Source organism: Marinomonas sp. HM11-D (assembly GCF_057626615.1).
On record NZ_JBMMKT010000001.1, the window covers coordinates 481,800 to 494,858 of the forward strand.

A 13,059-nucleotide genomic window follows, 5' to 3' on the forward strand; every position below is an offset into this window, starting at 1 on the left:
ATGTTTGAAAATGCATTATCGATCATCATAGCGTTGGGAGTACTGATCACTTTCCATGAGTTTGGACATTATTCTGTCGCGCGCTTATGTGGTGTGAAGGTACTGCGTTTTTCCGTGGGTTTTGGTAAGCCTATTTATAAGCACAAGACTAAGTCTGGTACCGAATTCGTCTTAGCGATGATTCCGCTAGGCGGCTATGTGCGCATGCTAGACAGCCGTGAAGGAAATGTACCTGAGGCGTTAAAAAGTCAGGCTTTTGACCATAAAAACTTATGGCAGCGAGCTTCCATCGTAGCGGCAGGTCCGATCGCTAACTTTATTCTGGCGATTGTAGTGTATGCCTTTGTGGCGGGCATGGGCATTCAATCTCTAGCGCCAAAAGTGTCAGGTATTGCTGATAATTCACCGCTGGCGCAAACACAAATGGAAGCGGGTGCTGAGATCACACAGCTTAATGGTGTGCGCACCCATTCTTGGGAAGATGTAAATTTAGCGTTAGCTGACTTGATTGGTCAGTCTGGTCGCTATAGTGTTCGTTACTTGCCAGCTGACAGCAGCATTGAAGAAGAGGGCGATTTCACCCTTAATCGTTGGTTAGCAGGCGAAGAGCCGAGCAACTTAATCACACGTTTTGGTGCTGAGCCATGGCGTCCGACAGTGGTACCGACCATTGCTGATGTGGTGGATGGTGGTGCGGCACAAGCTGCGGGCTTCCAGGTAGGGGATACAGTTCTTGCTATTAATGGTGAACCTGTAACAGATTGGCAGCATTTTGTGGTGTGGGTACAGAAAAGTCCTGCGGCACAGCTTAATGTCTTGATCGATCGAAACGGGCAGACGCAGACAATACCTTTAACACCGACTTCACGTGATTTGGATGGTGTCGCGACGGGGTTTGCGGGTTTGGCTGTGGCGCCGCCAGAGTTATCTCAAGACGATCTTCGTATCCGTGAATTTGGCTTTTTCGACTCAGCAGTTTATGGTGTGCAGCAGACGTGGCAGATGACTGCGTTAACAGTGTCATCGATCGGTAAAATGCTGCAAGGTTTGATCTCGCTTGATAACCTATCAGGTCCGATTACGATTGCCAAAGTCGCGAGTGCATCCGCTGACTCTGGTGTGCAAGCCTTTTTGAAATTTGTGGCTTACTTAAGTGTGAGTCTTGGTGTGTTAAATTTACTGCCGATCCCCATGCTTGATGGTGGGCATTTGCTGTTTTTTGGGATAGAAGCTGTACGACGCAAACCCGTTTCTGAACGTATTCAAGGTTTTGCCTACCGTATCGGCGCATCATTGTTGTTTGCGATGATGGCTGTTGCTTTATTTAATGATATTGCCCGCTTGTAGAGAGGTATATGTGAGAGTCTTTGTAGCATCAGTATTAGCAATTTGTAGTGCTCAAAGTTATGCGAAGACAGTTGCAGATGTCCGTGTTGACGGGCTATTGCAGATGTCACCCACACGTGCGTTCGAGACCATCGGCTTCCAGCAAGGTCAGGGGTATGACTCCTCTCGAGTGCATGAAGCGGTTAGTAACCTTTTTGCAACTGGCTATTTTAGTGATATTGAGGTCTTGGAAGAAGACGATGTCGTCATCTTCAAAGTCGTAGAGCGTCCAACTATTGGTCAGATTAAGATCGATGGTAACGATATGATCTCAACGGAAGATTTACAGCGTGGATTACGTTTGTCTGGTTTGGAAGAGGGCGAGTTATACAAGCCTGAAACCCTGAATCAGATTCAACAAGAATTGCAACGTCAGTATTACGCATTGGGTCGTTACAGTGCCCAAGTGGAAATGTCGGTTGAGCAATTACCACGTAACCGTGTGGCTCTTAATATTAATATTGAAGAGGGCGTAACCGCCAAGATCGTCCATATTAATATTGTGGGCAATAAACACTTCACTGATGAAGAGTTAACCGACAAATTCCAGTCGGCTGAAACGGGTTACTTCAACCCATTCAGCTCGGCCGATGAGTACTCTAAGCAAAAGATTCAAGGTGACTTAGAAACACTACGTAGCTTCTATCTAGATCGTGGTTACTTGGATTTTGAATTGATTTCGAACCAAGTCAGTCTGTCGGCTGATAAGCGCGAAGTCTACGTGGTTGTGAACTTGGTTGAAGGTGAATCTTACTCCATCAACAACATCTCCCTAAGTGGTTCCTTGCCAATTACGGAAGATCGCATCTGGAAACATATCAACCAGAAAAATGGTGATGTGTTCTCCCGTAAGCAAACCACAGATATTATGGAAGCGGTGTCAGGTGAGCTGGGCGACAGCGGTTACCTGTTTACCAACGTCAATATCATCCCAACGAAGTTACCTGGCAATAAAGTTGATTTGACTTACCATATTGCACCGGGTCCAAAGGTGTATGTGCGTCGTATCAACTTCAGTGGTAACTCGGAAACCAAAGACGAAGTGCTACGTCGTGAGATGACGCAATTTGAAGGTGCGTTGGCGACTCATAGTAAAATTCAGGCTTCTAAACGTGCCATTGAGCGTCTTGGCTTCTTCTCAACGGTGGATCTGAAAACTCGTCCTGTGCCAGGCACGGTCGATCAGGTTGACTTAGATGTGGTGGTTGAAGAGCAACCTTCTGGCAGTATCCAAGCGAGTATTGGTTACTCTCAAGCGGAAGGTACGGTACTGGGCTTTGGTATTTCGAAACGTAACTTCTTGGGTACGGGTAACAAACTTGGCTTTAATATGAGCCGTAGTAACCAGACGCAAGATTTCTCACTGTCTTACGACAACCCTTACTTTACCGTCGATGGCGTTAGCCGTGGTTACAGCTTGTTCTACCAAGTCAGCGACCACGATGATGACGACGTTGAAGATTACGATCTAGATCGTATTGGTGCTTCTGTAAACTTCGGTTACCCGATTACCGATACTCAGCGTTTGAGTTTTGGTGTGACGGTTAAGAATACCGGTGTCGATCTTGGGGCTAACCCATCGTTGGAAACTCAAGATTACTTGGATACCTACGGTGATTCTTTTGACGATGTGATTGCTAACATTGCTTGGACTGATAACGATGTCGTCGGTGGTTTATTGCCAACCGGTGGTATCAGTCATCGAATTACCTTAGATGTGGCGACACCTCTAGGTGATCAAACTTACGCCAAGATTGGTGCACTTTCTCAAGGTTATTGGAATCTAAGTGAAGATAACCTGTGGCTCTTCCATTTGAAGGGCCGCGCGGGCTATGGTTTTGCTTACGGTAGCACCGATCGTCTGCCATTCTTCGAAAACTACTACGCTGGTGGTGTGTACTCTGTACGTGGTTTCAGTGCTTCGTCGTTGGGGCCTCGTAACACCTATAGCGATGATACGGCGACCGATTCAATCGGTGGTAACATGCTGTTGACAGCTACGGCGGAAATTATTTTCCCGATGCCAATGGTTGAAGATCACAGCTCGGTACGTACTTCGATCTTCTTAGATGCAGGTAACGTATTTACGGACTACTGTTACTCAGGTAGTACAAGCTGTCAGGAAGGTTTCGATGCTGGTGAAATTCGTTACAGTGTTGGTTTTAACTGGACCTGGATCACACCGATTGCGCCACTGTCGTTTAACATCGCGAAAACCTTGAATGACAAAGAAGGCGATGAGACAGACGTATTCCAATTTCAGTTAGGCACAACCTTCTAACAGAGGTAAGGATTGAAAATGAAAAAATTATTGGGCATGGCCGTAGTGGCTTTGCTGAGCGTAAATGCTATGGCGTCTGAAATCGCAGTGCTAGATTTTCGTGCGGCACTGCTACAAAGTGACGCGGGTCAAAAAGCGGCGCAAGCGCCACGCCAGCAAGTGGATCAGATGAAAGCGCGCTTAGAGCAAGAGAACCGTAGCTTAAAAGATATGGTGGAGAATCTTAAGCGTGATGAGTTGACACTATCGGCAGATGAGCTTAATAAACGTCGTGGTGAAGTGAACAAAAAGCAAGCGCAATTGCGTCAGATGGTTGCTGCCATGCAGCAGCAGGCGCAACAAATGGAGCAGCAATTAATTCAAGATCTTACGCCTAAGGGCGAAGCCGCATTGAAAAAGCTAATTGATGAACGCAAGCTGGATGCGGTGATCTCTCGTCAGGCTGCTATCTACACCAATGAATCTGTTGATATTACAGCAGAGCTGATCGAAAAATTAAATAAAGAGAAGTAGTGGATGGGTTATACCCTTTCAGATATCGCCGCCCACGTAGGCGGCGAGTTATTTGGTGATCCTGAGTACGTGGTGACGTCGCTGGGTGCCTTGGATCATGCTGATGCAGATCAGCTTACCTTTCTATCCAACCCTAAATTCGCTGATCAGCTAACGACCTCTGAGGCTGGCGCTGTTTTGTTGCGCAACCCTTCCGATGCTGATCAAGTTCGCAATGCGATTATAGTTCGTAATCCTTACCTAGCTTTTGCCCAAGCGACCCAACTGTTTCTGGGGCAAGAACAGGGTTGGCAAGACTCGATTCACCCTTCTGCCGTAGTTCACGAAACGGCTGTGGTAGCTGATGATGTGGTGATTGGCCCGAACGTTACCGTGGGTGCGCACACGGAGTTGGCGTCGGGTTGTCATATTGGTGCCGGCACGGTCTTAGGTGAAGGCGTCAAAATCGGTGAAAATACTCGATTGGCTGCCAATGTCACCTTTTACGATAAGGTTGTGGTCGGGGCTCGTTGTATTATTCACAGTGGTGCTGTGATTGGTGGTGATGGTTTTGGTTTTGCTCCTCACGAAGGGCGATGGGTAAAAATTCATCAACTCGGCAGTGTCACCATTGGCGATGATGTTGAAATCGGCGCTAATACGACGGTGGACTGTGGTGCCATCGAAAACACCAAGATCGGCAACGGCGTTAAAATTGATAACCTCGTACAAATTGCTCACAACGTCGTAATCGGTGATAATAGCGCGATTGCAGGTTGTGTAGGCATTGCAGGCAGTGCTGTAGTGGGTGAAAACTGCACAATTGCCGGAGGGGCGGGCTTAGCGGGACATATTACCCTAGTGGATAATGTTCATATTACGGCGATGAGTTTAGTGACTCGCTCGATAGATACCCCCGGATCGTATTCTTCTGGAACAGCTTTAGACTCAACGCAAAAGTGGCGCAAATCTGCCGCTCGCTTGCGTCGTATTGAGAACATGGCTGCTCAGATTTCAAAACTGGAAAAACAAGTTAATACGCTTTTAACAAAAGGTTAATGCATAAATGATGGATGTGAATGAAATTCGCCGTTACTTACCCCACCGTTACCCGTTCTTGTTGGTGGATCGTGTAGTTGAATTGACACCTGGGGAATCAGTTGTAGCGTACAAAAACGTGACGGTAAATGAACCGTTTTTTAACGGTCACTTCCCAGATCATCCAGTAATGCCTGGTGTTTTGATTATCGAAGCCATGGCGCAAGCAGCCGGTATCCTAGGCTTTAAAACGATGGATAAAACACCTCAAGATGGCTCAATCTACTACTTCGTAGGTGCCGACAATACTCGTTTTAAACGTCCAGTTGTGCCTGGTGATCGTCTTCAATTGGAAGCGAAAATCCTAACTGAGCGTCGTGGTATTTGGAAATTTGAAGTGAAAGCATCTGTTGAAGGTGAACTTGTTTGTTCTTCTACAATTCTATGTGCTGACAGGAAGCTATAAGTGTTGATACATCCAACTGCGATAGTTGATCCAAAAGCTGAACTAGACAGTGATGTTGAAATCGGCCCGTTTTGCATCGTCGGACCTGACGTGCAAATCGGTGCTGGTACTGTGTTGAAGTCCCATGTTGTGGTCAATGGTCATACGACCATTGGTCAAAACAATGAGATTTATCAGTTTGCTTCCGTTGGTGAAGCGAACCAAGACAAGAAATACAAGGGTGAGCCGACACGTTTGGTTATTGGTGATCGTAATGTAATTCGTGAGAATGCAACCATTCACCGAGGAACGGTTCAGGACCAAGGTGTCACACAAATTGGTCATGGCAATTTGTTTATGGCGAGTACCCACGTGGGCCACGATTGTGTGGTTGGCGACAATAATATTCTTGCGAACTATGCTGCCTTAGCGGGTCATGTGAAAGTAGGGGATTCGGTGATTTTAGGTGGTTACACAGGTATCCATCAGTTTTGCCAAGTCAATTCTTACAGCATGTGTGGCATGGGCTCCATGGTGACGAAGGATGTGCCACGCTACGTGATGGTGTCCGGCGATCCTGCCAAAGCGCACGGTATGAACTTTGAAGGCATGCGTCGACGTGGTATGTCGGCTGATGTTATCAAGGCACTACGCTCTGCTTACAAGATGGTTTACATCAAAGGTATGCCACTTGAAAATGCATTGAGTGAGATTGAAGCGAGCGATATTTATCGCATTCAAGAAGTGGCCGATTTTGTGCTCTCTATTCGTCAGTCTAATCGAGGCATTGTCCGATAAGCGATGACTGGCTCAGAAGAAACCCCGATCTCGTCGGGGTTTTTTTATGAAGGTAAAATGTATTCTATGCAAAAACGATTTGTGATTGTGGCAGGCGAAGCCTCTGGCGATATTCTAGGGGCAAATTTAATTGAGCATTTGCAGCAACGTTTCCCAGATGCCATTTTTGAAGGCATTGGTGGCCCGCTGATGATTGAAAAAGGCTTCCATAGTTTATTTCCTATGGATCGTCTGTCGGTAATGGGTTTGGTCGAGGTGCTAGGGCGTTTGCGTGAATTGCTAGGCATTCGTAAAAGCGTCATGAATCACTGCTTAGAAAACGATGTTACGGCCTTTATCGGTATTGATTCCCCTGATTTTAACTTGCCGTTGGCACGTAAGCTGCGTCAAAAGGGGCTTAAGACGATTCACTATGTCAGCCCTTCTGTGTGGGCGTGGCGTAAAAAACGTATTTTCAAAATCAAACAGTCGGTTGATCTGATGTTAACGCTGTTCCCATTCGAGTTGGGAATTTACCAAGAGCATCAAATTCCTGCAGTCTGTGTCGGTCACACCTTGGCCGATGAAGTGCCTCTGCAAAGCAGTCAACAAGATGCCCGTGAACGTCTGGGTTTATCGGTTAAAGATCACTGGTTTGCTATCTTACCTGGTTCCCGTGGTGGGGAAGTTAGCAGTCTGATGCCGGTGTTCGCTGAGACCATGAAGGTGATTCAGCAACAAGTCAGCGATGCCAAGTTTGTCATTCCTGCTGCCAACCAAGAACGTCGCGCGCAAATTGAAACCATCCTACGTGACAGCGGTGTTCAAGCGACCGTAGTGGATGGCCAATCTCGTACCGTGATGGCCGCTGGTGAGGCGATCTTGTTGGCGTCTGGTACGGCTGCGTTGGAAGCCATGCTCGCGAAGCGTCCAATGGTGGTCGCTTACCGCTTTACCAAGTTGACCTACGCCATTATGAAGCGCATGGTGAAAGTGCCTTATGTGTCTTTACCCAACCTCTTAGCGCAAAAGCGCCTAGTGCCTGAATTGATTCAGGATGAGGCGACGCCAGTAAAACTGGCCAACGCTTTAGTTGGCGAGTGGCGTGATTACGAGCAAGACCTGCAAATGCAACAGACCTTTTTAGCCTTGCATGAAATGTTGCGTAAGAATGCCGGTGAAGCGGCCGCACGAGCCATTGCTCAGGAGATTCGCAATGGCTGAATTAGAGCCTTTTGTCAGTCAAGTTTATGATGGCCTCTTACTTGCGGGTGCAGATGAAGCTGGGCGCGGTCCTTTGGCCGGTGATGTCGTCGCAGCAGCGGTCATCCTAGATCCGAATAACCCAATTGTTGGGCTGAACGATTCCAAAAAGCTGTCTGAGAAAAAACGCGAGGCTTTGTTTGACGAAATCCAAGCAAAAGCGTTAGCGTTTAGTATCGCGCGCGCCTCGGTCGATGAGATTGATGGGCTGAATATCTTGCACGCCAGCATGTTGGCGATGAAACGAGCTATTGATACGCTGCCTACGGCCGCCGAGCATGCTTTAATTGATGGTAATCGTATTCCTAAAGAGTTGCCTTGTCCTGCTGAAGCGGTGGTAAAAGGCGACGCGCGTCACGCGGCGATTGCGGCGGCGTCTATCTTGGCGAAAGTGACCCGCGATCGTGAAATAGTCGCGTTAGATGCGCAATACCCAGAATACGGCTTTGCCAAACACAAAGGTTACCCAACCGCTGTTCATTTAGCAGCGCTTCAAGAGCACGGTGTCTGTGATATTCATCGCCGTAGCTTTGGACCGGTAAAACGAATCTTAGAAGGTTAATCTCATGTCATCCTTTATTCACCTTAGAGTGCACACCGAGTTTTCTCTGGTTGATGGCTTGGTTAAGGTCAAAGGCCTTATCTCACAAGCGGACAAAATGCAGATGCCCGCGGTGGCCATGTCCGATGAGAATAACCTATGTGGCTTTGTGCGCTTTTACAAAGGTGCCATGGACAAGGGTATTAAGCCCATTTGTGGTGCGGATATTGTGCTGGAAGCCGAGGGCCTGATCGAGCAACGTACTCGCATGACGTTGCTGGCCATGTCGAATAAAGGCTATAAAAATATCATTGAGGTGATCTCAAAAGGTTATCAGCTTGGTCAAGTAGAAGGGCGTCCGATTATCAAGCGTGAATGGGTGGCTGAGCACAATGAAGACGTGATCGCCTTATCAGGTGGAGTCAACGGTGATGTGGGCGTATTGCTGGCCAAAGGTCTTGAAGACGAAGCACGCCACTATCTAAAGCGTTGGATGGATACTTTTCCTAATCGTTACTATGCAGAAGTGGTGCGTACTCTTCGTGCGGGCGAAGAAGATTATATTCACGCGATCGTGCCACTGGCAGCAGCAATGGATTGTCCAGTGGTTGCTACTAACGATGTGCGCTTTATCAATCGTGAAGACTTTGAAGCTCACGAAGCACGTGTTTGTATCTACGATGGTGTGACGCTAGAAGACCCGCGTCGTGAGCATAAATACACCGAAGAACAGTATTTTAAATCTTCCGAAGAAATGGAAGAGTTATTCTCCGACCTACCTGAAGCGATTGAAAACACGGTCGAGATTGCTAAGCGTTGTAACGTCGACGTGCTGTTAGGCAAATACTTCCTGCCAGACTTCCCAGTGCCTGAAGGCATGACCATGGAAGATTACTTCCGTGAGTTATCCCACAAAGGTCTGGAGGATCGATTTAAGGTGTTGCTACTGAAAGGTGGGGAGCGTATCGAAGCGCGCCGCCAAGAGTACATTGATCGTCTAAACTTCGAGCTTGATATCATCAACCAGATGGGTTTCCCTGGTTACTTCCTAATCGTAATGGACTTTATTCAGTGGTCCAAGGATAACGATATTCCGGTTGGGCCAGGTCGTGGTTCTGGTGCGGGTTCATTGGTGGCCTATGCGCTGAAAATCACCGACCTTGATCCGCTTGAGTATGACTTGCTGTTCGAACGTTTCTTGAACCCAGAACGTGTCTCCATGCCCGACTTCGATATCGACTTCTGTATGGATAACCGTGACCGAGTGATCGATTACGTCGCCCGTCGTTATGGTCGAAATGCGGTATCGCAGATTATTACCTTTGGTCAGATGGCCGCAAAAGCGGTAGTGCGAGACGTAGCTCGAGTGCAAGGTAAGTCCTACAGCCTAGGGGATAAACTCTCTAAGTTGATTCCGTTTGAAATCGGTATGACGCTGAAAAAAGCGCTGGAAGTTGAACCTGCGCTGGTCGAGTTTATCGAGGGTGATGAAGCGGCGGCGGAAGTTATGGATATGGCGTTCTCGTTAGAGGGGACGGTGCGTAACTTTGGTAAGCACGCCGGTGGTGTGGTAATTGCCCCGACTAAACTGACTGACTTTGCACCGCTGTATTGTGAAGAAGACGGCACAGGTCTGGTAACCCAATACGATAAAAACGATGTGGAAGAAGCAGGGCTGGTTAAGTTCGACTTCTTAGGTCTGAAAACGCTGACCGTTGTTGATTGGGCTCTGAAAACCATCAACGATATTCATGCCCGAGAAGGCAAAGAGCCGCTCGATATTGCGTTGATCGATCTTGAAGACAAAGCTACGTACGATTTATTGCAACGTGCCGAAACGACTGCGGTATTCCAGCTGGAATCCCGTGGTATGAAAGAGTTGATCAAGAAGCTATTGCCATCGCGCTTTGAGGACATTATCGCCTTGGTGGCACTGTATCGTCCTGGACCGCTTGGCTCAGGCATGGTGGACGACTTTATCAACCGTAAGCACGGTCGTGCTGAGCTTGCCTTCCCGCATCCAGATTACCAGCATGAGGATTTGATCCCAGTGCTTGAGCCGACCTACGGTATTATCTTGTACCAAGAACAGGTAATGCAGATCGCACAGGTGTTGGCGAAATTCTCCCTAGGTGGCGCCGACTTGTTGCGTCGTGCCATGGGTAAGAAAAAGCCTGAGGTAATGGCGGAGCAGCGCTTAATCTTTATGGAAGGCGCGGCGAAGAACAACATTGATAAAGACTTGTCCGGTAACATCTTCGACTTGATGGAGAAGTTCGCGGGTTACGGCTTTAACAAATCCCACTCAGCCGCTTATGCCTTAGTGTCTTATCAGACGGCGTGGCTGAAGCACCATTATCCAGCGCCGTTTATGGCGGCAGTCTTGTCTGCCGATATGCAGAACACGGATAAGATCGTCATATTTGTCGAAGAATGTCGTGCCATGAAGCTGACGGTAGACCTACCAAATGTGAACGAGTCGGTTTACAAGTTTGCGGTGAACCGCAAAGGTGCCATCGTCTACGGTCTAGGGGCTATTAAAGGGGTGGGTGAAGGCCCGATTGAAGCAATTGTTGAAGCCCGTAAAGAAGGTCCGTTTAAGCATATCTTTGATTTCTGTGAGCGAGTGGGTCGTAAGGTAAACAAACGCGTCATGGAAGCACTAGTGCGCTCCGGTGCGTTTGATGCCATTGGCCCGAATCGTGCTACCTTGTTTGCCAGCATTGATGAGGCCCTAAAGCGTGCCGATCAAAATGCTAAAAACCAAGATGCGGGTATGATGGATTTGTTTGGTATTGCAGTGGAAGAATCCACAGAGAATGCCTACGATGAAATTGGAGTTGTGCCTGAATGGCATGGCCGTAAACGTCTGGATGGTGAAAAAGATACCCTGGGTCTTTATGTCACGGGCCACCCAATCGACGATTACGAAAAAGAGATTCGTCGTTTTGCGCGCCAACGTATTGTTGATTTGCAGCCTAAGCGCGATACCCAAGTCATGGCGGGTCTGATCGTAGAGATGCGTATTACCAAGAGTAAGCGCGGTGGCAACATTGCCTTTATTACCTTGGACGATCGTTCGGCGCGAATTGAAGTAGCGGTGTTTCCAGATACTTTCGAGAGTGTAAAACAATACTTGGTCAAAGATCAGGTGGTAGTGGTCGAAGGTGAAATCAGTATTGATGAATTCCGTGGCGGTCAGAAAGTTGCAGCACGTAATGTGTTGGATATGGCCACCGCGCGCATTCGTTATGTGGAAGCCCTGCGCATCGATTGGCTCGAACAAGACATCACCCAGCAAAATATTGACGCGCTGGCGAGCTACATTGCGCCATATCGCGGTGATGGCTGTGACGTGGTGATTGGCTTTGAAACCAATCAAGCGATCGGTGACGTGAAACTTGGGCCACAGTGGAAAATTCGCCCCGATGACGAATTAATTCATGAACTTGAAAAACATTACGGTAAACAAAAGGTGCAGTTAGTGTATACTTAGCGCCATTTTATCATTCTTTCACTCGCGTATCGTCAATGGAACGGCGCGATAGGATGTTCGAAGCTAGAACTTTCTGTAGAATATCAGGCAACTTAATAGCAGCGTGTAAAAAATGAATCTAGATTACTTACCTTTTGAGCAGCCAATTGCTGAGCTCGAACAAAAAATTGAAGAGTTACGTCTTGTTGGTAATGACAATGATCTGAACATCAGTGAAGAGATCAGCCGACTAGAAGATAAAAAGATTACTCTGACGCAAAACCTATTCAGCAACCTAGGTGCGTGGGAAGTATCTCAGTTGGCGCGTCACCCTAAGCGTCCTTACACACTGGATTACATTAAACATGTTTTCACTGACTTTGAAGAAATGCACGGTGACCGTCATTACGCCGACGACCGCGCGATTGTTGGTGGTGTAGCACGTCTTGATGGCCGTCCTGTGATGGTGATTGGTCACCAAAAAGGCCGTGAAGTTAAAGAAAAAGTGATGCGTAACTTTGGTATGCCGCGTCCAGAAGGTTACCGTAAAGCGCTTCGCTTGATGGAAACGGCTGAACGTTTCAATATGCCAATCGTAACGCTAATCGACACACCTGGGGCCTACCCTGGTATCGGTGCGGAAGAGCGTGGCCAGAGTGAAGCGATTGCTTACAACTTGGCAGTCATGTCTCGTCTTAAAACACCAATTATCTCAACGGTTATCGGTGAGGGTGGTTCTGGTGGTGCACTAGCGATCGGTGTGTGTGACGAACTAATGATGCTGCAATACGGTACTTACTCGGTAATTTCTCCAGAAGGTTGTGCGTCAATCCTTTGGAAGAGTGCAGAGCGTGCATCGGATGCGGCGAAAGCCATGGGCATTACAGCAGATCGTCTACAAGAACTAGGCTTTGTGGACACGATTCTTGAAGAGCCATTGGGTGGCGCTCACACTAGTCATTCGCTGATGGCTGAGCGTTACAAAGAAGGTGTATTGGCGGCACTTGACCGTCTAGAAGCACTGTCTACTGACGAGCTACTAGAGCGTCGTTACAAGCGTTTAATGTCTTACGGTCTGTAATAACTGCCGCAAGATAGTATTTCTGAAAGCCCGCTGCTTGGTTAAGTAGTGGGCTTTTTGTTTTTTTTGCCTCTGAGTTTTTAAGGCGAGGCGCAATAAATGCTACTTTTATAAAATTAATAAAAAAAGTGCTTGCGTTGAAAGTTTTGAGGGGTATTATACTGACCCACTGATACAGCAGGTCGCCATGACTTGTATGCTATTAAAGCAAACTGTGTCACGCTCTTTAAAATAGATAATCAGATAATTTGTGTGGGCGCTTGCTGGAGACTTCTCAAAA

The 13,059-nt window shown here is 47.5% G+C and carries 10 protein-coding genes; all 10 read left to right on the top strand.

Features of this window, described 5'->3' with window-relative positions; translation table 11 throughout:
• Nucleotides 1–1,347 (top strand): RIP metalloprotease RseP, encoded by a 1,347-nt coding sequence (rseP, locus tag ACOSVP_RS02355; RefSeq protein ID WP_487345903.1) that lies wholly within the window; start codon nucleotides 1–3, stop codon nucleotides 1,345–1,347.
• Nucleotides 1,328–3,667: an outer membrane protein assembly factor BamA gene (gene bamA / locus ACOSVP_RS02360; RefSeq protein WP_487345918.1), complete on the top strand. Its 2,340-nt coding sequence runs from the start codon at nucleotides 1,328–1,330 to the stop codon at nucleotides 3,665–3,667. The genes rseP and bamA overlap by 20 nt, the downstream gene beginning before the upstream one ends.
• 18 nt (nucleotides 3,668–3,685) lie before the next feature.
• Nucleotides 3,686–4,180: an OmpH/Skp family outer membrane protein gene (locus ACOSVP_RS02365; RefSeq protein WP_487345904.1), complete on the top strand. Its 495-nt coding sequence runs from the start codon at nucleotides 3,686–3,688 to the stop codon at nucleotides 4,178–4,180.
• A 3-nt stretch (nucleotides 4,181–4,183) separates the two neighbouring features.
• A complete protein-coding gene (gene lpxD / locus ACOSVP_RS02370) occupies nucleotides 4,184–5,218 on the top strand; it encodes a UDP-3-O-(3-hydroxymyristoyl)glucosamine N-acyltransferase (protein WP_487345905.1) in 1,035 nt (344 codons plus the stop codon).
• A gap of 7 nt (nucleotides 5,219–5,225) precedes the next feature.
• Nucleotides 5,226–5,663, top strand: coding sequence for a 3-hydroxyacyl-ACP dehydratase FabZ (gene fabZ / locus ACOSVP_RS02375; RefSeq protein ID WP_055463755.1), 438 nt, complete (start codon nucleotides 5,226–5,228; stop codon nucleotides 5,661–5,663).
• A complete protein-coding gene (gene lpxA, locus ACOSVP_RS02380) occupies nucleotides 5,664–6,440 on the top strand; it encodes an acyl-ACP--UDP-N-acetylglucosamine O-acyltransferase (protein WP_487345906.1) in 777 nt (258 codons plus the stop codon).
• A 66-nt stretch (nucleotides 6,441–6,506) separates the two neighbouring features.
• Nucleotides 6,507–7,643: a lipid-A-disaccharide synthase gene (lpxB, locus tag ACOSVP_RS02385; RefSeq protein ID WP_487345907.1), complete on the top strand. Its 1,137-nt coding sequence runs from the start codon at nucleotides 6,507–6,509 to the stop codon at nucleotides 7,641–7,643.
• Nucleotides 7,636–8,244, top strand: a complete 609-nt coding sequence (rnhB, locus tag ACOSVP_RS02390) for a ribonuclease HII (RefSeq protein WP_487345908.1) — start codon at nucleotides 7,636–7,638, stop codon at nucleotides 8,242–8,244. Before lpxB ends, rnhB begins: the two co-directional genes overlap by 8 nt.
• Nucleotides 8,245–8,248: 4 nt before the next feature.
• Nucleotides 8,249–11,719 carry a DNA polymerase III subunit alpha gene (dnaE, locus tag ACOSVP_RS02395; RefSeq protein ID WP_487345909.1) on the top strand — a complete coding sequence of 1,157 codons (3,471 nt, stop codon included), beginning with the start codon at nucleotides 8,249–8,251 and terminating at the stop codon, nucleotides 11,717–11,719.
• Nucleotides 11,720–11,831: 112 nt separating this feature from the next.
• Nucleotides 11,832–12,779, top strand: a complete 948-nt coding sequence (gene accA / locus ACOSVP_RS02400; RefSeq protein WP_487345910.1) for an acetyl-CoA carboxylase carboxyl transferase subunit alpha — start codon at nucleotides 11,832–11,834, stop codon at nucleotides 12,777–12,779.
• The last annotated feature ends 280 nt before the right edge of the window (nucleotides 12,780–13,059 follow it).

Excerpts from the sequence above, each read along its gene's own strand:
- bamA (WP_487345918.1), top strand. The coding sequence starts at position 1,328 with ATGATATTGCCCGCTTGTAGAGAGGTATATGTGAGAGTCTTTGTAGCA.
- ACOSVP_RS02365 (WP_487345904.1), top strand. The coding sequence starts at position 3,686 with ATGAAAAAATTATTGGGCATGGCCGTAGTGGCTTTGCTGAGCGTAAAT.
- lpxD (WP_487345905.1), top strand. The coding sequence starts at position 4,184 with ATGGGTTATACCCTTTCAGATATCGCCGCCCACGTAGGCGGCGAGTTA.
- rseP (WP_487345903.1), top strand. The coding sequence starts at position 1 with ATGTTTGAAAATGCATTATCGATCATCATAGCGTTGGGAGTACTGATC.
- fabZ (WP_055463755.1), top strand. The coding sequence starts at position 5,226 with ATGATGGATGTGAATGAAATTCGCCGTTACTTACCCCACCGTTACCCG.
- dnaE (WP_487345909.1), top strand. The coding sequence starts at position 8,249 with ATGTCATCCTTTATTCACCTTAGAGTGCACACCGAGTTTTCTCTGGTT.
- lpxB (WP_487345907.1), top strand. The coding sequence starts at position 6,507 with ATGCAAAAACGATTTGTGATTGTGGCAGGCGAAGCCTCTGGCGATATT.
- accA (WP_487345910.1), top strand. The coding sequence starts at position 11,832 with ATGAATCTAGATTACTTACCTTTTGAGCAGCCAATTGCTGAGCTCGAA.
- rnhB (WP_487345908.1), top strand. The coding sequence starts at position 7,636 with ATGGCTGAATTAGAGCCTTTTGTCAGTCAAGTTTATGATGGCCTCTTA.